Source organism: Streptomyces sp. Je 1-369 (assembly GCF_026810505.1).
Lineage (GTDB): Bacteria > Actinomycetota > Actinomycetes > Streptomycetales > Streptomycetaceae > Streptomyces.
Window position 1 is genome coordinate 6,992,743 of record NZ_CP101750.1, and the last position, 21,926, is coordinate 7,014,668.

General features: G+C 70.5%; 19 protein-coding genes. 7 read left to right on the forward strand and 12 right to left on the reverse strand.

Annotation, left to right across the window (positions count from 1 at the left end):
• Nucleotides 1–13: 13 nt before the first annotated feature.
• A complete protein-coding gene (locus tag NOO62_RS31420) occupies nt 14–3,058 on the reverse strand; it encodes an alpha-mannosidase (RefSeq protein WP_268774167.1) in 3,045 nt (1,014 codons plus the stop codon).
• 176 nt (nt 3,059–3,234) lie between these two features.
• Between NOO62_RS31420 and NOO62_RS31425 the strand changes: the two genes are divergently transcribed.
• Complete coding sequence (locus tag NOO62_RS31425) at nt 3,235–3,717, forward strand: ATP-binding protein (RefSeq protein ID WP_268774168.1); 483 nt, start codon at nt 3,235–3,237, stop codon at nt 3,715–3,717.
• 26 nt (nt 3,718–3,743) lie between these two features.
• On the opposite strand, the gene NOO62_RS31430 is transcribed toward NOO62_RS31425, so the two are convergent.
• Nucleotides 3,744–4,820 (reverse strand): DUF2637 domain-containing protein, encoded by a 1,077-nt coding sequence (locus NOO62_RS31430; RefSeq protein ID WP_268774169.1) that lies wholly within the window; start codon nt 4,818–4,820, stop codon nt 3,744–3,746.
• A gap of 200 nt (nt 4,821–5,020) precedes the next feature.
• Complete coding sequence (locus tag NOO62_RS31435; protein ID WP_268774170.1) at nt 5,021–5,893, reverse strand: (2Fe-2S)-binding protein; 873 nt, start codon at nt 5,891–5,893, stop codon at nt 5,021–5,023.
• A gap of 139 nt (nt 5,894–6,032) precedes the next feature.
• On the opposite strand from NOO62_RS31435, the gene NOO62_RS31440 reads away from it, so the two are divergent.
• Nucleotides 6,033–6,743 carry a GntR family transcriptional regulator gene (locus NOO62_RS31440; RefSeq protein WP_414930916.1) on the forward strand — a complete coding sequence of 237 codons (711 nt, stop codon included), beginning with the start codon at nt 6,033–6,035 and terminating at the stop codon, nt 6,741–6,743.
• Nucleotides 6,744–6,766: 23 nt separating this feature from the next.
• On the opposite strand, the gene NOO62_RS31445 is transcribed toward NOO62_RS31440, so the two are convergent.
• Together NOO62_RS31445 and NOO62_RS31450 are read right to left on the reverse strand one after the other, a co-directional pair.
• Nucleotides 6,767–7,528, reverse strand: coding sequence for a hypothetical protein (locus tag NOO62_RS31445; protein WP_268774171.1), 762 nt, complete (start codon nt 7,526–7,528; stop codon nt 6,767–6,769).
• Nucleotides 7,529–7,714: 186 nt separating this feature from the next.
• A complete protein-coding gene (locus NOO62_RS31450) occupies nt 7,715–9,391 on the reverse strand; it encodes a PucR family transcriptional regulator (protein WP_268774172.1) in 1,677 nt (558 codons plus the stop codon).
• Between the two features lie 341 nt (nt 9,392–9,732).
• Here NOO62_RS31450 and NOO62_RS31455 point away from each other — a divergent pair, with 341 nt between their 5' ends.
• The 5 genes from NOO62_RS31455 (at nt 9,733) to NOO62_RS31475 (ending at nt 16,529) form a co-directional block, all read left to right on the forward strand.
• Nucleotides 9,733–10,623, forward strand: coding sequence for an FAD binding domain-containing protein (locus tag NOO62_RS31455; RefSeq protein ID WP_150215476.1), 891 nt, complete (start codon nt 9,733–9,735; stop codon nt 10,621–10,623).
• Complete coding sequence (locus NOO62_RS31460; RefSeq protein ID WP_268774173.1) at nt 10,623–11,216, forward strand: (2Fe-2S)-binding protein; 594 nt, start codon at nt 10,623–10,625, stop codon at nt 11,214–11,216. The genes NOO62_RS31455 and NOO62_RS31460 overlap by 1 nt, the downstream gene beginning before the upstream one ends.
• 2 nt (nt 11,217–11,218) lie before the next feature.
• On the forward strand, nt 11,219–13,603 hold the full coding sequence (locus NOO62_RS31465) for a xanthine dehydrogenase family protein molybdopterin-binding subunit (RefSeq protein ID WP_268774174.1): 2,385 nt from the start codon (nt 11,219–11,221) through the stop codon (nt 13,601–13,603).
• Between the two features lie 261 nt (nt 13,604–13,864).
• Nucleotides 13,865–15,322, forward strand: a complete 1,458-nt coding sequence (locus tag NOO62_RS31470; protein ID WP_268774175.1) for an NCS2 family permease — start codon at nt 13,865–13,867, stop codon at nt 15,320–15,322.
• A gap of 46 nt (nt 15,323–15,368) precedes the next feature.
• The gene (locus tag NOO62_RS31475; RefSeq protein WP_268774177.1) at nt 15,369–16,529 is read left to right on the forward strand and encodes an XdhC family protein; all 1,161 of its coding nucleotides are present in this window, start codon (nt 15,369–15,371) and stop codon (nt 16,527–16,529) included.
• A 19-nt stretch (nt 16,530–16,548) separates the two neighbouring features.
• Here the strand turns inward: NOO62_RS31475 and NOO62_RS31480 are convergent, their stop codons facing one another.
• The 7 genes from NOO62_RS31480 to NOO62_RS31510 all read right to left on the reverse strand — a co-directional run bounded on the left by NOO62_RS31480 (nt 16,549) and on the right by NOO62_RS31510 (nt 21,920).
• Nucleotides 16,549–16,995, reverse strand: coding sequence for an SRPBCC family protein (locus NOO62_RS31480; RefSeq protein WP_268774178.1), 447 nt, complete (start codon nt 16,993–16,995; stop codon nt 16,549–16,551).
• 29 nt (nt 16,996–17,024) lie between these two features.
• Entirely contained in the window at nt 17,025–17,834 is an 810-nt protein-coding gene (locus tag NOO62_RS31485) for a polysaccharide deacetylase family protein (RefSeq protein WP_414930917.1), read from the reverse strand.
• Between the two features lie 86 nt (nt 17,835–17,920).
• On the reverse strand, nt 17,921–18,472 hold the full coding sequence (locus tag NOO62_RS31490) for a hypothetical protein (protein WP_157869104.1): 552 nt from the start codon (nt 18,470–18,472) through the stop codon (nt 17,921–17,923).
• Between the two features lie 39 nt (nt 18,473–18,511).
• Complete coding sequence (locus NOO62_RS31495; RefSeq protein WP_268774179.1) at nt 18,512–18,937, reverse strand: hypothetical protein; 426 nt, start codon at nt 18,935–18,937, stop codon at nt 18,512–18,514.
• Between the two features lie 25 nt (nt 18,938–18,962).
• On the reverse strand, nt 18,963–19,778 hold the full coding sequence (locus NOO62_RS31500; protein WP_268774180.1) for a hypothetical protein: 816 nt from the start codon (nt 19,776–19,778) through the stop codon (nt 18,963–18,965).
• Nucleotides 19,779–19,827: 49 nt separating this feature from the next.
• Complete coding sequence (locus NOO62_RS31505) at nt 19,828–20,301, reverse strand: hypothetical protein (protein ID WP_268774181.1); 474 nt, start codon at nt 20,299–20,301, stop codon at nt 19,828–19,830.
• A 23-nt stretch (nt 20,302–20,324) separates the two neighbouring features.
• Nucleotides 20,325–21,920, reverse strand: coding sequence for a hypothetical protein (locus NOO62_RS31510; protein WP_268774182.1), 1,596 nt, complete (start codon nt 21,918–21,920; stop codon nt 20,325–20,327).
• Between the last annotated feature and the right edge of the window lie 6 nt (nt 21,921–21,926).

The following is a 21,926-nucleotide window of genomic DNA, read 5'->3' on the forward strand; positions in this document are numbered from 1 at the left end:
GCACCGGAACCCGTCAGGCGGGTCGCAGCCGCAGCGTGACGATCTGGAACGGACGCAGCGCGAGCGCGAGGCCCGCCTCGCCCGTGCCCGCCTCGTGCAGCGGACGTTCCAGCAGGTCCGTCACCTCCGCCCGGGCCACCGGGAAGGAGGTGCGGAGCGTGGCCGCAGCCCGGCCGCCGCGCGACTCGTAGAGACGTACGATCACGTCGCCGCTGCGGTCGTCGGCGAGTTTCACCGACTCGACCGTGACCGCCGGGTGGTCGACGTCCACCAGGGACGGCAGGACGGGGGAGTCCGCCACTCGCAGGGGCAGGTTGAGCGCGAGGCCCTCCGCCACCGCGTCGCCGGTCGCGGCCCCGGGCAGCAGCGCGTACGTGAAGCGGTGCCTGCCCTGGTCCGTCTCCGGGTCCGGGCTGTGCGGGGCCCGAAGGAGCGTGAGCCGGACCGTGGTGCCGAGCGCGTCGGCGTGCTCGGTGCGCGTCACGTCGTGGCCGTACGTCGCGTCGTTGAGCACCGCGACGCCGTACCCCTCCTCCGCCACCCGCAGCCAGCGGTGCGCACAGATCTCGTAACGCGCCGCGTCCCAGCCCGTGTTGGCGTGCGTGGGCCGGTGCACATGGCCGAACTGGATCTCGGCGGCAGATCGTTCGGCGTGCACGTCGAGGGGGAACGCGGCCTTGAGGACCTTCTCCGACTCGCGCCAGTCGACGTCCGTGACGACGTCCAGGCGCCTGCTGCCCGCCGCGAGCCGGATCTCCTGCGTGATCCGCGACGCCCCGAAGGTCCGCACGACCCGCACCGCGACCCGCAGCGGCCCGTCCTCGACGAGCTCGACGGAGTCGGCGTCGGTGAGGTCGGTGTGCCGGCGCCGGTAGTGCTTGTCGAGGTCCCACGCGTCGTAGTGCGTGGGGTGGTCGGGGTGCAGCTGGAGGAGGTTGCCGGGGGCGGCGAGCACCTCGCGGCCCGCGTCCAGGTCCTTGACGGAGGCGAGCAGCCCGGCGGCGTCGACGGTGACGCTCAGGTGCTCGTTGGTGAGCAGGATCGTGTCACCGGTCGTGTGCGCCACCGCGCCCGCCCCGGCGTCCCGTGCCGCGTCGACGCTCTGCGTGCCGTGCGCGGGCACGTCGATCCGCACCAGCATGCCGTCACCGGGGTCGACGACCTCACTGCGGGCGTACGGCGAGGCGTTGAGCACCGCGGGCCCGCCCGCGCCCAGGGAGCGCACGGCCGACGCCGTGATCCCGTCCAGCTCGGCCAGGACCCGTTCGTAGGTGTCGCGGGCCTCCCGGTGCACCCAGGCGATCGACGAGCCGGGCAGGATGTCGTGGAACTGGTGCAGCAGCACCGTCTTCCACAGCCGGTCGAGCGTGTCGTACGGATAGACGTACGCGGGATCGCGCACCGCGGCCGCCGTGCACCACAACTCGGCCTCGCGCAGGGCGTGTTCGCTGCGCCGGTTGCCGCGCTTGGTGGCGGCCTGCGTGGTGTACGTGGCGCGGTGCAGCTCCAGGTACAGCTCACCGGACCAGACGGGGGCCTGTGCGCCGTACTCCTCCTGGGCCGCCGCGAAGAACGCCGACGGCTTCTCGATCTCGACGCGCGGCGAGCCCTCCAGGGAGCGCAGGCGCCGTGCCCGCTCCATCATCTCGCGGGTGGGCCCGCCCCCGCCGTCGCCCCAGCCGAAGGGCACCAGCGAACGGGAGGCGCGCCCCTTGTCGGCGAAGTTCCGCTCGGCGTGCGCGAGTTCGGCTCCGTGGAACTGCGAGTTGTAGGTGTCCACGGGCGGGAAGTGGGTGAAGACGCGGGTCCCGTCGATGCCCTCCCACCAGAAGGTGTGGTGCGGCATCTTGTTGGACTGGTTCCAGCTCAGCTTCTGCGTGAGGAACCAGCGGACGCCCGCGAGCTTCGCCAGCTGCGGGAAGGCGGCCGTGTAGCCGAAGGAGTCCGGCAGCCAGATCTCCTCCGTCTCGACGCCGAGCTCCTCGCGGAAGAACCGCATGCCGTGCGTGATCTGCCGGGCGAGCGCCTCGCCGCCCGGCATGTTGGCGTCCGACTCGACCCACATCGAACCCACCGGTGCCCAGGTGCCGTCCGCGACCGCCTTCTTGATGCGCTCCCAGATGTGCGGCTGGTGCTCCTTGACCCACGCGTACTGCTGGGCCTGCGAGCAGGCGAAGACCAGCTCCGGGTACTCCTCGGCCAGCGCCGTCACGTTGGCAAAGGTCCGCGAGGCCTTGCGCACCGTCTCGCGCAGGGGCCACAGCCACGCCGAGTCGATATGCGCGTGCCCGGTTGCCGATACGCGGTGGGCGCTGGCGTGCGCGGGCCGCGCGAGGACATCGGCGAGTTCCGCCCGCGCGGCGGCCGCCGTGCCCGGTACGTCGTGCAGATCGAGGGCGTCGAGCATGTCCTCCAGGGCGCGCAGGGTCTCGTGCCGACGCGGACGGTCGGCGTCCAGTTCCCGCATGAGCTCGGAGAGGACCTCGATGTCGAGGATCAGCTGCCATACGTCCTCGTTCAGTACGGCGAGGTCGGCAGACGTGAATCGGTAGATCGGGGTATTGCCTGCGGTCAGTACGTCGCCCAGGGGTGTCGGCACGAAGTCGTGCAGAACAGCCGGATTGGCCGCCGCTTCGAGAAGTAGGTGCACCGGTTCGCCGCCCTGAGCAGGGGAGGCCACCGGAATATGCCGATTGCGCGGGTGAACGCCCTTGAGGGGGACGCCCGTCGCGTCGTAGACGAGCCCCTCCGCCTGGAAGCCGGGTCCCTCGCCGGTGAACCCGGGGTCGATCACGACCTCGACGCGGCGCCCCCGCCACTCGTCAGGCACCTGCCCTTGAATCCGGAACCAACTGGTCGACCAGGGATTTCCCCACTCCGTGCCGGTCTCGAAGGGCTCGTACTCCGCTTCGAGTGCGGCCCCGACGGGCACCGGTTCGCCCGGCGCGTGCCACACGGAGAGGGTCAGCGGCGTGCGCCGTGTGTACTGGGCGGGCCGGATGAACTGGCGCAGCGCCCGCTCCAGGCGGCCTTCCACCAGCAGTCTGTCGTCGTGCACTCGTGCTCCTCGGGACGCTCGACGGTGGGGTCCACCGCTTCACTTCCCCCCAACCCGGGGATGCACCCCCCGCTATTGGTTGATGATTCGACAAGCGTGCCGTGACCGGCCCGGGGCATGCATCCCGTGAGGCTGTTCGAAAGGGAGGCAGAGACATCGCTTTGTGGGCGGGGGTCATGACGAGGCACTCACGAGGGGGCGGTCCCGGCAATCTCGGGACCTCTTCATCGGATACAGAGGACGAGAGGACCGGTGAAACGCGGGGCGGGCCCGACCGGGGTCAGCTCACGTGGCGGCTGGGGAGAGCGGATCTGCGCGCGGTGTCCGAGGTCAGGAAGTCCCTGAGGGAGCTTCTGCGGCACTGGGGAAAACCGGGAAAGAGCGAGATAGCCGAACTTCTCACCAGTGAACTGGTCACGAACGCACTGGTGCACACCGATCACGAGGCGGTCGTCACGGCGACCGTGGGCCCGCACGGCCTGCGCGTGGAGGTGCGGGACTTCGTGGGTCACCGGCCCGAACCGCGGGTACCGATCGCCGACGACGGTACGAGCGGCAGGGGCCTGATCCTGGTGCAGTCCCTCGCCGACGCCTGGGGAGTACGGGCGCACGGCGTGGGGAAGGCGGTCTGGTTCGAGCTGGACGGCGGCGGGGCCTGAGCCTGCACCGCCGCCGAACGGCCCGGTCAGCCGAACTGCTGCTCCAGGTCCTTCAGTTTCCGCTCCAGCGAGTCGAGCCGGGGCAGGGCCTGCGTGTCGTCCTCGGCCGTGAGGTCGACGGTGACAGGAGGGACGGGAGCGGCACCGTCAGGGCCGTTCCTGACGGCCTGGAGGGAGGGACGGGAGCGTACCGGCAGCTGTTCCTGCGCCGCTATGGCAGGGTCCGCGCTGATCTGCGCGGACCCCGCGGCCGGTCCGACGGCCTGTACGTCCACCTGACGGCCGCCGCCACGGCCCTGCCAGTTCCGGTGGCCCCGGCTGAGCGCCTTGAGCTGTGCGCGCTCCAGCTTCTCCTGATCGCGCCTGCGCAGCCGGGTCTGTTCCTTCTCGCGGCGGTCCTCCCGGACCTCCTCGACCGCCTCGTCCAGGGTGCGTACGCCTTCGAGGAGCATCAGCGACCAGGCGGCGAAGGTCTCGCGGGGTGCCCGCAGCCACCGCACGATGCGGATCTGCGGCAGCGGCCGCGGCACCAGCCCCTGCTCGCGCAGCGCGGCTCTGCGGGTCTGCTTCAGCGCGCGGTCGAAGAGGACCGCCGCCGAGAGCGACATTCCCGAGAAGAACTGCGGAGCGCCCGCATGTCCCATGCCCCGTGGCGCGTGGACCCAGTTGAACCAGGCGGCGGCGCCCGCGAACGTCCACACGAGCAGGCGCGAACCGAGGGCCGCGTCGCCGTGGCTCGCCTCGCGCACGGCGAGGACGGAACAGAACATCGCCGCGCCGTCGAGGCCGAACGGCACCAGATACTCCCAGCCGCCGGAGAGGCTGAGGTTCTGCCGGCCGAAGCCGACCAGGCCGTGGAAGGAGAGCGCCGCGGCGACGGCCGCGCAGCAGAACAGGAGCACGTAGGACGCGGTTCCGTAGATGGCTTCCTTGCGTCTGCGGCGTTCCTCGCTGCGCTCCCACGACTCGTCGTTCGCGCTTCCCTTGGCTGCTTTGGCGTGGCCTCGCTTGCCGCGCGTGAGCACCGCAACCGCCACCAGCAGGCCCAGGAGCAGGACGCCACCCGGGAGCAGCCAGTCCAGCGATATGTCGGTCAGTCTCATCTGGGGGTCCCTTGCATTGCGGTAGGGCGTATCGGGCGCCATATTGACCCAACCCGAAGGGACCCCATGGGGTTTCGGGGCAAGAGGACGCCATGGGGGTGCAAGGGAGCACACAGGGCGTACTTTCGCTCGAACTCGCGGCTCAGTGCCGGAAGTTGCGTTCGAATAAACGCGCGCAAGACGGTGGTTCAGGGAGAGGTTCAGGCGGAAGCGGTGGCCTGGGCGTCCGCGCTCAGCCGCGCGATGCGCTCCGCGTCGCAGGTGCGCGGGCAGGTGACGCAGGCGTCGTCGGGGCGCAGCGTGTAGAACATGCAGCAGCTCGCCCGGTCGCGGGTCGGCAGCGACTCGCCGTTCGGGCCCGTCAGCTCCCGGAAGCCCGCCGTGCCGACGTACGGCTTGGTGGCGCCGGGCAGCAGCCGCTCCAACTCCGTCATCGCCCGCTGCTCCTCGCCGAAGAGGTGCGCCACGTACCAGAGACCCTCGACGATCTCGTCCGTGGCGAGGCTCCACAAGGCGCGCGAGCGGCGCCGCATCCGCGGTCCGAAGCCGTCAAGGAGCGGTCCCAGATGGTCGGCGACCGAGGCCCGCACCTCCGCGCGCAGGGCCTCCTCGTCCGGTACGACGTGGGCGTCGGGCCGCGCCGCCGCCGGGTCGTCCGGCAGACAGGCGAAACCGGCCGACCGTACGGCCATCCGGCCCAGCGTGCGATGGAAGGAGACGTCGGCGACCGGGAAGCGGGGGACGCGGCGCTGCAGGAACCAGGGGACCGTGATGAGCAGGGTGGCCGGCCAGGCGTAGCGGTGCAGGCCGAAGCTCGCCACCACGTCGGGGCGGGCCTGGGTGCCGTAGTCCTTGAGGACCTGTGCGTTGTCCCATGCCAGGAACGCGTCGAGGTCGGCCCCGCCCTCCGCGAGCCGGGCGGCGGTGACCCAGCCGCCGCCCTGTGGGGCCTGTTCCTCGTGACCGAGTTCGGTGATGCGCAGTCCGGAGTACACCTCGCCCAGGCGGGCGTAGGAGTCCGCTACGGCACTGGGGGCGCCCTGGGCGGGTGCGGCCAAGGTGGGGACGGACATGCGGGGGACCACCGAATCGCGATCGATAGCAGGTTAGCCTTACCTTACCCGACATGATCGAGGTTTCAACTCCGGTCGTGTCCGCCTATGGTGCCTCTCGTACCTTTCACAGCGATCAGAGGCAGGGCGGGGTCACGTAGTGGAGCAGGCCGGAGCACGCGAGGGGGGTCCCCTCACCGGGGCGCCGCGCGTCCGGGTGCCCGAACAGGCCGGGAGGCGTCATGCGGTCCGGCGCAGCTCCGTACGCGGACAGATCCTGGCCGCACTGCGGGCCGCCCTCGTCGGCGGCGAGCTCTCGCCCGGCGAGGTCTACTCGGCGCCCGCCCTCGCCGAACGCTTCGGCGTCTCCGCGACACCTGTCCGTGAGGCCATGCAGCAGCTGGCCACCGAGGGCGCCGTCGAGGTCGTCCCCAACCGCGGCTTCCGGGTCGTCGAGCGCGGCGCCCGTGAACTCGCGGAGCTCGCCGAGGTGCGGGCGCTGATCGAGGTCCCGGTGATGCTGCGCCTGGCCCGTACGGTGCCCGCGGTGCGCTGGGCCGAGCTGCGGCCGCTGGCCGAGGCGACCGCGACGGCGGCGGCGGGCGGCGACCTGGCCCACTATGCCGAGTCCGACCGCGCCTTCCACGGCGCGGTGCTCTCCCTCTCCGGCAACCAGCAGCTGGTCCAGGTCGCGGAGGACCTGCACCGCCGCTCGCAGTGGCCCCTGGCGAGCGGCCCCGTCGCGGGCCGCCGCGCCGACCTGGTGGCCGACGCGGCCGAACACATGGCCCTGCTCGACGCCCTGGCCGCGCAGGACCTCCCGGTGGTCTCGTCCCTGGTCCGCGAACACTTCACGGGCGCGTCGGGCTGAGCGGTGCGCCCGTGAAGGTCGTGTCAGACCGCCGCCGCCGGGGGCTGCAGGTGCTGGGCCAGCCAGGACGGTACGCCGCCGAGCAGGCGGAAGAGGCGGGTGGCCTCGGCGCGCAGGCGGGTGGCCTCCGGTTCCGGTTCCGCGTCCGCGAGCGCGGCGAGCGCCGGCGCCGTGCCGACCAGGTAGCCGAGCTCCTCGCGGATGCGCAGGGACTCCGCGAAACCGTGCCGCGCCTCCGCCAACTCCCCGTCGCGCAGGGCGAGTCCGGCCAGATGGCGCCAGGTGAAGGAGAGGAGCAGGGGGTCCGAGTGCGCGGTGGCGCCCGCGTGCGCCCTGCGGTACGCCGCCTTCGCCGACTGCGGCGAGTCCGCGATGTGCTCCGCGATCAGACCGCGCCGGAAGTCGAGCAGCGGGCGTCCCGGTGCGTTCGGGGCGAGCAGCGCGGCCGCCCTGCCGAGCGCCGTACGCGCTTCGTCGGCCCGGTCGCGGACGTTCAAGACGGTGGACGCATACGCCAGTTGACCCCGCTCGCAGGCCGCCGCGCCCCGGTCGTCGTCATCCTCGGCGAGCGCCTCCGCGGTCCGCAGCCCGTCCTCCGCCTCGCCCCAGCCTTCCCCGGTGAACAGGCACCGCTCGACGAGGAGCGCCGTCCTCTGGAGTGCCGCCGCGGCCCCCGCCCGTGAGGCGAGCAGCGCCGCAGCGTCGGTCCAGCAGCCGCGTGAGCGCAGCCGCCATACCGCGGTCTGGAGTGGATCGTGCTCTGCAGTCGTTCCGGTACCAGACATGGCGGTATGCGCCACGTTGCCCTCCCCGAGCACACCATTGAGCTGTTGAGTCGTGGGCGAATCTCAGCATGGATCGCGGCACCGGGCCAAGGGGCTGGGTGAAAGATTTCACAAACTGCGAGCCGGGAAACGGCTCGGGCCCGGCCGGCGGCTCGTCGCCGCGGACCGGGCCCGTACCGGATGACCTCAGCTCATGCGCAGCGCGAGGAAGAAATCGAGCTTGTCCTCCAGGCGCGACAGGTCACGGCCCGTCAACTGCTCGATACGGCCCACCCGGTAGCGCAACGTGTTGACGTGGAGGTGCAGCCGCGCCGCGCACCGCGTCCACGAACCGTCGCAGTCCAGGAACGCCTCAAGCGTCGGGATGAGCTCCGCGCGGTGGCGCTTGTCGTACTCGCGCAGCGGGTCGAGGAGCCGTGCCGTGAACGCCCGACGCACGTCGTCCGGCACGAACGGCAGCAGCAGCACGTGCGAGGCCAGCTCCTGGTGCCCGGCCGCGCACACCCGGCCGGGGCGCGCCGCGGCGACCCGGCGGGCGTGCCGCGCCTCCTCCAGGGCGCCGCGCAGCCCCTCCGCCGAGTGCACGGACGCGCTGACGCCGAGCGTGAGGCGGCCGTCGCCGTCCAGGCCCGCCGACAGCGGGTCGTGGACGGAGGCGAGGAGCGCGTCCGCGAGCAGACCCGTCTCCGGGCCCTCGTGCTCGCCGGAGACCGCGGGCAGCGGCACGAGGGCGATCGCCTCGTCGCCGGTGTGCGCGACGGCGATCCGGTCGGACGGCTCGGGGCCCGACGCCGCCGGGTCGACGAGGATCTCCTCCAGGAGCGACTGGGCGACGGAACCGCCGTCGATCTCCCCGCCCTCCCACTCCACCCGGGCCACCACGACCTGCCAGTGCGGAGCCGTGCCGAGACCGGGCAGCAGCACCGGGGCGGCGACGCGCAACCGGGCCGCGATCTCCGCGGGGGCGGCGCCCGTCTGCACCAGTTCCAGGACCTCCTGGGCCAGCCTGCGGCGCACCGTGCGGGCCGCGTCGCGCCGGTCGCGCTCCACCGCGATCAGCTGGGTGACGCCCTGGAGCAGGTCGAGCCGCTCCTCGGGCCAGTCGCCCGCGTCGGCCTCCACCGCGAGCACCCAGTCGGAGAGCACGGACTCGCGCACGTCACGCGAGGCGCCGGCCGTTCCGCGCCCACTGGTCCGAATGGGGAACAGCGAGTACGTGACCGAGTCCACCGTGACGCGGTGCGGGCCGCGCCGCCCCGTCCTGACGGCCGCCAGGTGCTCCCCGGCGAGCCGCGCGCACAGCGGCGCGGGCAGGGTGTTCCCGGCCGCGCCCGACCCGGCGATGACGCGCCCCGCGGGCGACAGGACCCAGGCCCGCAGGTCCAGGTCGGTGCCGAGCAGGTCGAGTACGACGTCGGGGCCGCCGCCCGCGGGACCCGAGGTCATCAGGCGGCGGTGCCGGTCGACGACGGCGGCCAGGTCCCCGGCACGCTCGCCGGAGACCTGGCGCACGACGTGCTCGGTGATCGTCGCGAACGCCACGGACTCGTTGACGGCGAAGAGCGGCAGCCGGTGCCGGGCGCAGGCCTGCACGATGTCGTCAGGGATGTCGCCCAGTTCGGCCTCACCGGCCGCCAGGGCGGCGACACCGGCGCTCGCCAGGATCCGCACGAAGGGTTCCGTGTCGGAGGCGTCGCGGCGCCAGGCGAGGCCGGTCAGGACCAGCTCGCCGCCCGCCAGATAGCGGCTGGGGTCCCGCAGGTCCGTGGTCATCACACCGCGCACGGTGCGGTCCAGCTCGTCCTCGCCGCCGAGCAGCCGCAGGCCCAGCGCGTCGGTGTCAAGGAGTGCGCGCAGCCGCATGGTGTCGTCGCCGCCGATCTGTCTCGAATGGTGTGTACAAACATGTGCGCTCTGTAGCGCCGGGGCCCTGTGCCGCCGTGAGTCCGGGGTTTCCGGGGGGATCCCGCGAGGTTACTGGGGCCCGTTCTTCATACGAATCTACAAGACGCACGGCTTGGCCAGCCAACTCCTTCATGGTTTCGGTGACTGACCCCATCGGACGAGCGAGCGGTGTACTTGGCCCACTCCGCGTTAACAGCACATGAACGAGCAGTCGAGGGACCAACGGCCCGAGTGGCCGGAACGGAATGCTCCCGTCCCTCGAAGCGAAAGACCCTCGATACGAACAAGAAGAGAGCCTCATGGACTTCCTTCGCCCCGCCAGCTGGGAGGAGGCGCTCGCCGCCAAGGCCGAGCACCCCACGGCTGTGCCGATTGCGGGTGGCACCGACGTGATGGTCGAGATCAACTTCGACCACCGCCGTCCCGAGTACCTGCTTGACCTCAACCGCGTCGGCGACCTGCGCGAGTGGGAGGTGGGCGAGGAGACCGTCCGGCTCGGTGCCTCCGTCCCGTACACCCAGATCATGGAGGAGCTCCGCACGGAGCTGCCCGGTCTGGCGCTCGCCTCGCACACGGTCGCCTCCCCGCAGATCCGCAACCGCGGCGGCGTCGGCGGCAACCTGGGCACCGCCTCCCCGGCCGGTGACGCCCACCCGGCCCTGCTGGCCGCCGACTGCGAGGTCGAGGTGGAGTCTGTGCGGGGCTCCCGCCTCATCCCGATCGACGAGTTCTACACCGGCGTGAAGCGCAACGCACTCGCCCCGGACGAGCTCATCAAGACCGTCCACATCAAGAAGGCGGACGGCCCGCAGCAGTACTCGAAGGTCGGCACCCGCAACGCGATGGTCATCGCCGTGTGCGCCTTCGGCATCGCGCTGCACCCCGAGACCCGGACCGTGCGGACCGGCATCGGCTCCGCCGCCCCCACGCCCATCCGGGCGAAGGCGGCCGAGGAGTTCCTGAACGCGGCGCTCGAAGAGGGCGGCTTCTGGGACAGCAAGAAGATCATCACCCCCTCGATCGCCAAGCAGTTCGCGGAGCTCGCCTCCGGAGCCGCCAACCCGATCGACGACGTGCGCGGAACGGCGAACTACCGCCGGCACGCCGTCGGGATCATGGCCCGCCGCACGCTCGGCTGGACCTGGGAGTCGTACCGCGGCGAGGGCCGCAGCACTGAGGGAGTCGCATAATGCGCGTGAACTTCACGGTCAACGGCCGAAAGCAGGAAGCCGACGACGTGTGGGAGGGCGAGTCCCTCCTGTACGTGCTGCGTGAGCGCATGGGGCTCCCGGGCTCCAAGAACGCCTGCGAGCAGGGCGAGTGCGGCTCCTGCACCGTCCGTCTCGACGGCGTACCGGTCTGTTCGTGTCTGGTCGCGGCCGGACAGGTGGAGGGCCGCGAGGTCACCACCGTCGAGGGCCTCGCCGACTACGCCAAGCACCGTCAGGACGCCCACCCGGGCGGCGGCTGCGCCACCGGCGCCTGCGGCACGTCCCTCCAGGACGCCCAGCAGTGGAAGGCCAAGGGACAGGACTCCCAGACGGGCGAGGGCGCCGAACTCTCCCCCATCCAGCAGGCGTTCATCGACGCGGGCGCCGTCCAGTGCGGCTTCTGCACCCCCGGTCTGCTCGTCGCCGCCGACGAGCTCCTGGAGCGCAACGACATGCCGTCCGACGCGGACATCCGCGAGGCGCTCTCCGGCAACCTCTGCCGTTGCACCGGTTACGAGAAGATCCTCGACGCGGTCCGCCTCGCCGCGGCCCGCCAGGGAGAGGTGGTCTGATCATGGCTGGTACCACTACCGGTATCCCCGCCAACGTCACCCAGGGTGCGCGGACGAAGGGCGGCGTCGGCGAGTCGATGCTGCGCCCCGACGGCACCCTGAAGGTCACCGGCGAGTTCGCCTACTCCTCGGACATGTGGCACGAGGAGATGATCTGGGGACAGGTCCTGCGCTCCACGGTCGCGCACGCCGAGATCGTCTCCATCGACACCTCCGAGGCCGTGGCCCTGTCGGGCGTCTACGCCGTCCTGACGGCCGACGACCTGCCCGCCGCGAAGAACTACGGCATGGAGTACCAGGACACCCCCGTCCTCGCGTACGGCAAGGTCCGCCACCACGGCGAGCCGGTCGCCCTCGTGGCCGCCGACCACCCGGAGACCGCGCGCCGCGCCGCCGCCAAGATCAAGATCGAGTACCGGGAACTGCCGGTCATCACGGACGAGGCGTCCGCGACCGCTCCCGACGCGATCCTGGTCCACGAGAACCGCGGCGACCACCACGCCGGGCACGTCCCGCACCCGAACATCGTGCACCGCCAGCCGATCATCCGCGGCAACGCCGCCGAGGCCGCCAAGAAGGCCGACGTGATCGTCAAGGGCGAGTACACCTTCGGCATGCAGGACCAGGCCTTCCTCGGCCCGGAGTCCGGCCTCGCCGTGCCCTCCGAGGACGGTGGCGTCGACCTGTACGTGGCCACTCAGTGGCTGCACTCGGACCTCAAGCAGATCGCCCCCTGCCTCGGCCTGCCCGAGGAGAAGGTCCGCATGACGATGGCGGGCATCGGCGGCGCGTTCGGCGGCCGCGAGGACATCTCGATGCAGATCCTCGCCTCGGTCCTCGCCCTGCGCACCTCCAAGCCCGTCAAGATGGTCTACAACCGGTACGAGTCGTTCTTCGGCCACGTCCACCGGCACCCGGCGAAGCTCTACTACGAGCACGGCGCCACCAAGGACGGCAAGATCACGCACATGAAGTGCAAGATCGTCCTGGACGGCGGCGCCTACATGTCGTCGACGCCCTCGGTCGTCGGCAACGCCTCGTCCCTCTCGGTCGGCCCGTACGTCATCGACGACGTGGAGATCGAGGCGATCGGCCTCTACACCAACAACCCGCCCTGCGGCGCCATGCGTGGCTTCGGCGCGGTCCAGGCGTGCTTCGCCTACGAGGCGCAGATGGACAAGGTCGCCGCCAAGCTGGGCATGGACCCGGTGGCGTTCCGGCAGAAGAACGCGATGGAACAGGGCACGGTCATGCCGACCGGGCAGCCGGTCGACTCGCCCGCCCCCGTCGCCGAGCTGCTGCGCCGCGTCAAGGCCCGCCCGCTGCCGCCCGTGCGCCAGTGGGAGTCCAGCGAGGGCGCCGACGTCCGCGCGCTGCCCGGCGGTCTGTCGAACACCACGCACGGCGAGGGCGTCGTCCGCGGCGTCGGCTACGCGGTCGGCATCAAGAACGTCGGCTTCTCCGAGGGCTTCGACGACTACTCGACCGCGAAGATCCGCATCGAGGTCATCAACGGCGAGGCCGTGGCCACCGTCCACACCGCCGCGGCCGAGGTCGGCCAGGGCGGCGTGACCATCCACGCGCAGATCGCCCGCACCGAGCTCGGTGTCCAGCAGGTCACCATCGCCCCCGCCGACACGCAGGTGGGCTCGGCGGGATCGACCTCCGCGGGCCGCCAGACGTATATGACCGGCGGCGCCATCAAGAACTCCTGCGAGATCGTCCGCGAGAAGGTCCTGGAGATCGGCCGGCGCAAGTTCGGCTCCTACCACCCGGCGTGGGCCAACGCCGAACTCCTCCTGGAGGGCGGCAAGGTCGTCACCGACGGCGGCGAGGTCCTCACCACCCTCGTGGAGGTCCTCGAGGACGAGGCGGTGGAGGTGGAGGAGGAGTTCAGGCACCGCCCCACCGAGGCCTTCGACCTGCGCACGGGACAGGGCAACGGCCACGTCCAGTACGCCTTCGCCGCGCACCGCGCGGTGGTCGAGGTCGACACCGAGCTCGGCCTCGTCAAGGTGATCGAGCTGGCCTGCGCCCAGGACGTCGGCAAGGCGGTCAACCCGCTCTCCGTCATCGGGCAGATCCAGGGCGGCACCACGCAGGGCCTCGGCGTCGCGGTGATGGAAGAGATCATCGTCGACCCGAAGACCGCGAAGGTGCGCAACCCCTCCTTCACGGACTACCTGCTCCCGACCATCCTCGACACGCCGACCATCCCGGTCGACTACCTCGAACTGGCCGACCCGAACGCGCCGTACGGCGTGCGTGGCATCGGCGAGGCACCGACCCTGTCGTCCACCCCGGCGGTCCTCGCGGCCATCAGGAGCGCGACGGGGCTCGAACTCAACAAGACGCCGGTGCGTCCCGAACACCTCACCGGCACGTGAGCCCTCACTGAGGGTCCCTCGTCGAGGGCTCCTCAGTGAGGGAAATGATCCCCCCGCTCGGGGATCAGCAAGGTTCTCCGAGCGGTGCGCGGCTGCCAGGAACGTCACACTTCCGCCGCCCGCACCGCTCGGATCTCAACTCCCCTCTCCTTCGAGGGAGATGTCGTTCGTCTCGGGCCGTCCCCCGGGTCGTGCAGCCAATGCACCATCCCAAATCCCGCGACTCCGCGGGTGCCCCTGTGAACCTTGGGAGTAGGCACCATGACCCAGTCGTCAGTGGAGCCGAAGACCACCGCAGAGGACGCGGGCTCCGGCTCGCGCGTCCCGGCCGGCAGGTCTTGGCTCGATCGGTACTTTCACATATCCCGGCGGGGATCCACGGTCGCGCGTGAGGTGCGCGGCGGTATCACCACGTTCATGGCGATGGCGTACATCGTCCTGCTCAACCCCCTGATCCTGTCCGGCAAGGACGCGGCGGGGGACACCATGGGCCAGAAGGCCCTGATCACCGCGACGGCGCTCGCCGCGGCGGTCACCACGCTCCTCATGGGCTTCGTCGGCAAGGTGCCGCTGGCCCTGGCCGCCGGACTCTCCGTGTCCGGTGTGATCTCCTCGCAGGTCGCGCCCGAGATGACCTGGCCGCAGGCCATGGGCATGTGCGTGATGTACGGCGTGGTGATCATGCTCCTGGTGGTCACCGGGCTCCGCGAGATGATCATGAACGCGATCCCGCTCGCCCTCAAGCACGGCATCACCATGGGCATCGGCCTGTTCATCGCCATCATCGGCCTGGTCAAGGGCGGCTTCGTGCACCCCGGCAAGGCCACCCCGCTCTCCCTCGGCCCCGCCGGTGAGCTCTCCGGCTGGCCCGTCCTGCTCTTCGCGTGCACCCTGCTCCTGATCTTCATGCTCCAGGCGCGCAACACCCCCGGCGCGATCCTGATCGGCATCGTCACCGGCACCGTCGTGGCCGTCATCCTCAACGCCCTCGACGTGATCAACCCCAAGCAGTGGGCGAACGGCGCCCCCGAACTGCACGGCAGCGCGGTCTCGTCACCCGACTTCTCGCTCATCGGCGAGGTCGAGTTCGGCGGCTGGGGCGAGGTCGGCGCGATGACCGTCGGCATGATCGTCTTCACCCTCGTGCTCGCCGGGTTCTTCGACGCGATGGCCACCATCATCGGCGTCGGCACCGAGGCCAACCTCGCCGACGAGAAGGGCCGCATGCCGGGCCTCTCCAAGGCGCTTTTCATCGACGGCGCAGGCGGCGCCATCGGCGGCGTGGCGGGCGGCTCGGGACAGACCGTCTTCGTCGAGTCCGCCACCGGAGTCGGCGAGGGTGCCCGCACGGGTCTCGCCTCCGTCGTCACCGGCCTGTTCTTCGCGGGCTGCCTCTTCTTCACGCCGCTCACCGCGATCGTGCCGCAGGAGGTCGCCTCCGCCGCGCTCGTCGTCATCGGCGCGATGATGATGATGAACGCCCGGCACGTCGACTGGGCCGACCGCGCCACCGCCATCCCGGTCTTCCTGACCGTGGTGCTCATGCCCTTCACGTACACCATCACCACCGGTGTCGCGGCGGGCGTCGTCTCCTGGGTCGCCATCAAGATCGCCCAGGGCAAGGCCCGTGAGATCGGGGCCTTCATGTGGGGCCTGACGGTGATCTTCATCGTCTACTTCGCCCTCAACCCCATCGAAGGATGGCTGGGCGTCCACTGAGGCGCTGAGCCCTCCGCACACCCGTAGAAGCCTTGAGGAGGCCGACATGCTGGACATCGCCGACGAGCTGAGCCGGTGGGTCGAGCAGGGACGTGACTTCGCCGTCGCCACCGTGGTGGCGGTCGGCGGGAGCGCGCCCCGGCAGCCCGGTGCCGCGCTCGCCGTCGACAGCGAGGGCACGGCGATCGGCTCGGTCTCCGGCGGATGTGTGGAGGGCGCTGTCTACGAACTGTGCCGGCAGTCCCTGGAGGACGGCGAGAGCGTCCTCGAACGGTTCGGCTACAGCGACGACGACGCCTTCGCCGTGGGTCTGACCTGCGGCGGCATCATCGACATCCTCGTGACCCCGGTCCGCGCCGGTTCCGCGTCCAGGCCGGTGTTCGCCGCGGCCCTCGCCGCGGCCTCCGCGGGGGAGGCGGCCGCCGTCGCCCGGGTCACGTCCGGGCCCGCCGAACTCCTCGGCCGTGCCCTCCTCGTCCGTACGTCGGACGGGGCAGGCGCGTACGAGGGCGGCCTCGGCGGACACCCCGAGCTGGACCGCACGGTGGCGGGGGAGGCCCGCGCCCTGCTCGACGCGGGACGCACCGCGACCGTGGAGATCGGCGCGGACGGCTCGCGGTGCGGTCAGCCGCTGGTGATCCTCGTCGAGTCCAGCGTCCCGCCGCCCCGCATGATCGTGTTCGGCGCCATCGACTTCGCGTCGGCCCTGGTCCGCATGGGCAAGTTCCTCGGCTACCACGTCACCGTGTGCGACGCCAGGCCCGTCTTCGCCACCCCCACCCGCTTCCCCGACGCCGACGACATCGTCGTCGACTGGCCGCACCGCTACCTGGAGCGCACGGAGACCGACGGCCGCACTGTGCTCTGCGTCCTCACCCACGACGCCAAGTTCGACGTACCGCTCCTCGAGCTGGCACTGCGGCTCCCCGTCGCCTACGTCGGCGCGATGGGCTCGCGCCGCACACACGTGGACCGCAACGAGCGCCTGCGCGAGGTCGGCGTCACCGAGCTCGAGCTCGCGCGCCTGCGCTCGCCCATCGGCCTCGACCTGGGGGCCCGTACGCCCGAGGAGACCGCCCTGTCGATCGCCGCGGAGATCGTCGCCCACCGCAGGGGCGGCAGCGGGGTCTCCCTCACCGGAGCGCACACCCCCATCCACCACGACGGCTCGCACGCACCGTCGGGGCGGATCGGGTCGGTCGCCTGACGGCCCTACGGCACCGGACTCATACCGGTCCGGCCGCCAGCAGCCGGTCCGCGGCACGCCTGAACATCCGCCGCGCCACGGACGACAGCATCCCGTCGCAGAGCGCGGGCAGCCCCCGTACGCGCAGATCCTCACGCCACACGACCGCGGAGCCCGCGCCCGCGGTGGGATAGACCTCGATCTCCGCCCAGCCCGTCACGAACGACCCGCGCTTCTCCAGTCGGCACCGCCCCGGCGCGGAGCCGTCCGGCGGACACCACTCGACGACCTCCATCACGTCGTCGAAGCCGACGGGACCCAGCGCGCTGCGGGCGACGAAGACGGTGCCCACCTGGGTGGGCGCGGGAGTGCCGACGGTGATGCGGGTGAGCGGGGCGACGTCGCCGTGCCGCTCCCACGTGGTGAGCCGGCGCCACGCCTCGGCGGCGGGCAGGGGGGTGTCGCGGGTGATCTGGAAGATGGCCACGTCTCCGAGCCTGCCAGAGGGATTCGCGGCTAGCGGTACACCTTGCCGGGTTCGGCCTTGCCGGGGGCGAGGAGCTGGGGCACGGTCACGAAGACGTAGCCGCGCTTCTTCAGTCCGTCGATGACTCCGGGGACGGCCGGCACGGTGCCCTTGTAGATGTCGTGCAGCAGGATGATGCCGTCCCGCTCCGTCTGGTCGAGGACGCGCTTCTGGATCAGCTTGGAGTCATTGGTCGTGTAGTCCTTGGCGGTGACGGTCCACAGGACCTCCGAGAGCCCGAGCTCCTTGGAGAGCTTGTTGACGTCGTCGTTGGTGCGGCCCTGCGGCGGGCGCATCAGCGTCGGCTTCTTGCCTATGAGCTTCTCTATCGCCTTGTTGGGGCGCTCCAGCTCGCGGCGCGCCTCGTCCGCGTCGATCTTCGTCAGGATCTTGTGCGACCAGGTGTGGCTCGCGACCTCGTGGCCCTCGGCGTCCATCTGCTTCACGAGCTCGGGGTACTTCTCCATGTGGTTCTTGCCGAGCGTGAAGAACGTGGCCGGGACCTTCTCCTCCTTGAGGATCTTCAGGAGTCCGGGCGTGTTCTCGCTGGGCCCCGCGTCGAACGTCAGGGCCACGCACTTGGCCTTGCGGCAGTCGACGGTGCCGAACTTCCCCTGCTCCGCGGCCTTCGCCTCCGCGCCCGCCTTGCGCACGGTGCTCGGCGAGGTGGTGTCGAGCTTGGTGCAGCCGGTCAGCGCGAGGGCGAGGGCCGCCCCCGCCGCGAGGACGGGGGCGGTGCGACGCAACCTCTTGGCCGAGTGCGTCGTCTTGCAGGCAGATGGCTTGTTCATGGGGGGCATGCGCCCACTATACACAGGGCGTATACACCGCGTTCATACTGCCTTCCGATGTCAGATACTGCCGGAAAAGCGCAGGTCGGACAGGATCAGACCGGGATCACGCGGATCGAAGGGTGGATGGCCGTGTTCAGGTACAGCCGCTCCTTCTTGTTCTCCTGCTCCAGCTCCATCACGAGCCGGTACCGGTACAGGCCGGGCTTCGCCGTGCTCATCACCGTGCCCGCCCAGTAGTAGTAGACGGGCGTGTACTTGTCCCGCATCCGGTCGGGCATCCCGTAGATCTTCAGCTCGTTGAAGATCCGCCGCTCCGCCACGTCCTCCTCGTCACCCAGCTCGGTGTCGAGGAAGACGATGTTGTTGATCTTCGGCATGGGCGGCCAGGTGCCGTCCAGGCGCTTCTCCATGTCGATCGGGCGCACGATCCAGTTGATGACCTGACCCTGCTTGCACACCGTCTCCAGCGACGACGTGCCCTGCCCCTTGCCGCCGATGCTGTTGTCCATCATGTACATCGCGTCGCTCAGCGAACCCGTCGCCGTCGCCCGCTCCATGTTGATGAGCGTCACGATGTTGAGCTGGACCGAGTTCAGCTGACCGGGGTTCTGCTTCTCCACGCCGCTGCGCGTAGTGGTGCTCACCGTGCCTCCTTCGCGTACACCGTCATGACTGCCCGGTCCCTAGCCGACGAGGGACGACGACAGGGTGGTGGTGATCGGTTCGTCCCGCGTGCCGAGCCTGAACTTGATCTGGTACGTGATCGGACCGGCGTCCTTCTTCACCGTCCCCGTCCAGTACGCGACGTCGGTGCCGGGATACACCTTGCGCACCGGCTCGCAGATGTCGCTGTCGATGACGATGTCGTCGATCGCGACGAACGCCTCGCACTCCAGCGCGAGACAGTTCCACAGGATCTGGTCCCCGCGCCGCGCCTTCGTCTGCAGCTCCTCGGTGCCGAACCCGGTGGAGCCGCCCGCCTTGTTCGTGTCGTACATGTACAGGTGGCCGTGCATGTTGCCGGCCGCGAGCGCGCCGACGGCGTCCACGACGGCGGTGATGGAGATCGGCCGCTTCACGGCGGCTTCCCGCCTCGGTTTGGTGGTCATCCGTTCCTCCTCGTCCGGGGGTGGATCAGGCGCCCTGGCCGGGGCGTGCGGTCGACGACGGGATGGGCAGCTGGCCGATGCCCGCCTTGGTGAAGGCGTTGCGCCGCGGCTCGTTGGTGATCTTCAGCGCCGACGCGCACGTCAGGTTCACCGGGTCCCACCGGAGTTCGCCGTTCGTCTGCACCAGCTTGTGCAGCTGGACGCGCATCATGTACGAGTACGTCCCGGGACGGGACGTGTCGACCGTCGCCGACCAGTACCAGCCGTCGGTGACCATGTCCGGCGAGCCGTACTCCGCCGGATACATGATCTTCGAGTCCACGGCCTCGCCGTAGATGTCGGTGATCACCGGCGCCGGGTAGCTCGCCGCGGCCGTCGCGTCCTCGGTGACGACCTGACCCATGACGTCCACGATCTTCTGTCCGGACATCCGGCCCCGGGTGCGCCGCGTCGTCTTGACCCGGGTGCCCACACTCCGCCGGATGCGGTTGAGTTCGACCTCCGCGTCGGCGCTCGGCACCGTCGACTTGGCCGCGAGCTCCTGCAGTTCGGCGAGTGCCTGCTCGTCGGTCTGCCGGGCCCGCTCGACCTCGTAGCCGCGGGGCACGGTCGGCGGGATGGAACCGAGGCTGTACGGCAGCCAGTTGAGCACCTGCTCGCTGGCCTGGGAGCCGTCACGCCAGTAGGAGCCGTTGATCGCGGTCACCAGCTCGGCGGTCCCCTGGTTCTCGGAGCCGTGCAGCTTCATGTTGTCGAACAGATAGGTGTTGCCTTCGAGCGTGCTGGACGCGAGCGCGTTGCCCACGTCCACGAGCACGATGATCGCCAACTGTTGGGGCATGATTCCGCCTTCGTCGTCGTTCCCGGCTTTGCCGTCGTCGTGGGGGCCGTTACTGACACATCAACGCGGGTGACTCGATGGACATGACGCTGTTGGAACCCTCGTACATCTGGAGTTCGAGGCGGTACTGGTACGGCACGCCCGGCGTCATCCAGTGCGGCACCACGCCGGTCCACACGTCGAGGTCGAGCTTGTCGCCATCGGACTCGTCCTGACCGCGGGCCTCGCCGTTCGTGGTGCCGGGCCGGCTCGTGGCGGGCCCCGACGCGGTCGCGCCGTTGTGCCCGTTGGACGGCGCGAACGAGATGTTCTTGATCTCGACCGGCGTCTGCAGGTCGAGGGCGAGCGCGGTCCAGGACACGACCTGGCCGGGCTTGACCACGGTCACGAGGTCCGCCGTGCCCTGGTGGGTGCTGTCGAACGCACTGTCGTCGACCATGCAGAGGTTGCCGTCGAGCAGCGTCTTGACGGACAGCGCACCGATGACGTCGACGACGGCGATGATGTTCACCTGCGTTTTCATACCGCTCCTGTTCATTCCACTCCCTAGCCGCGGTCCCGGACCAGCGGGACCTTTCCGACGGCTGTCCGCTCGATCTCCGCGGACAGCCTGGGCACGAATTTGAGCTGGAGGGTGTATCCGGTCCTCTCGATGGACGCGGCGTTGGCCTCGCCGTGGTTGAACAGCGAGAGCGCGCGCGGCAGCGCGTTCACGAACACCTGCTGGAGCCCGCACGGGCCGAGTACGGTGTCGGCGCGGTAGCTCAGCCCCATCACGTCGTCGACCGCCGCGTACAGCGTGATCGTCTTGCCTTCGCGGTGGTTGACGAACTGGACGTCGTGCGCCACCGCGTCCAGGTCCACCACCTCCGCCGCCTTCAGCTCGTCGCGCAGCGCCGCGTAGGCCCGCGCCCCCGAGTACTGGCTGTCGTTGATGTGCAGCACGTCCCCGGTGCGGCCCGCGAACTCGAACTGCCGGGTCTTCAGACCGGGGCCGTCCGTATGGGGCCGGTGGATCATCCGGTCGCCCAGCTTCAGGCGCAGCAGCGGCGTCTCGTGCGCGTGCAGCCGCGTGACGACCAGCTCACCCTCCTCGCCCTCCGGGACCTGGCGCCCCTCCTCGTCGACGATCTCGATGAAGTGCAGGCCCGGCACCGCCGACAGATAGGGCGACGCGGCGTCCAGCTGCAGGCCGATCGTCTCCGCCTGGGTGGCGGCGAAGTAGCTGAGGATCGACAGGTTCGGATACAGCGCCTGGAGCTCCACCCGCTTGCGCTGCGGCAGTACCCCGCTGCCGTACAGGGCGACACGGAAACTGTCGCGGTACTCCTGGCGCATGCCCGCGCCGAGGTCCGCGAGGATCGCGATGCCCGCCGAGATCCCCATCAGGGCCTTGGGGCCCCGGTAGGAGAACATGTGCTCGAGCACGGGGGCCGTGACGGGTCCCGCGCCGACGTAGTTGACGCCGGGCACGTGTTGCAGCACGCCGCCGACCATGGTGCCGCTGCTCCACATCTGGTAGTCGGCCAACGTGGTGAACAGCCACTTCGGGTCGCTGCCCGCGAGGTGACCGGCCAGCTGATAGGCCCCCATGAAGCGGCCCGCGATCTCATAGGTGTCCTTCAACTCCCGCAAGGAGTAAACGACTTCGAGCGGACGGCCGCCGCTGGTGCCGCCGCTCGCGACGATCTCGAATTCGCCGCGGGTGAGGGGCACCACCATGCCGGGCCGGGTGTCCATGAAGAAGTCGCGCTGGACGTCCTTGTCCGACAGCGGAATGCGCTGCCACTCCTCGTACGTCGCCGGGGCGTGCCCGATGCCGGCGCCGCGCAGCCGTTCGCGCCACAGCGGGTTGAGCAGCACGGTGTTCACCAACTGCTGGAGGCGGCGGAGCACGACCGCGTCCTGGATCTCGTGGGGGATCTCGCTGTACAGCGTCTGGCAGACCCGCTCGCACTCGCGCATCTTGCTCGCGAACGAGGGGAGCACGGTGACGGCTTCGACGGATTCCGGCTGCAGCTCCCAGTCGGGGATGAGCCAGTTGGCCAGTTCGAGGGCGCCGCCGGGAGCCGGTGCGGGCGATGGAATGTGCGGTGTCTGCGGTGGAACATGAGGTGCCTGTGGAGCGTGAGATGTACTCAACATCCG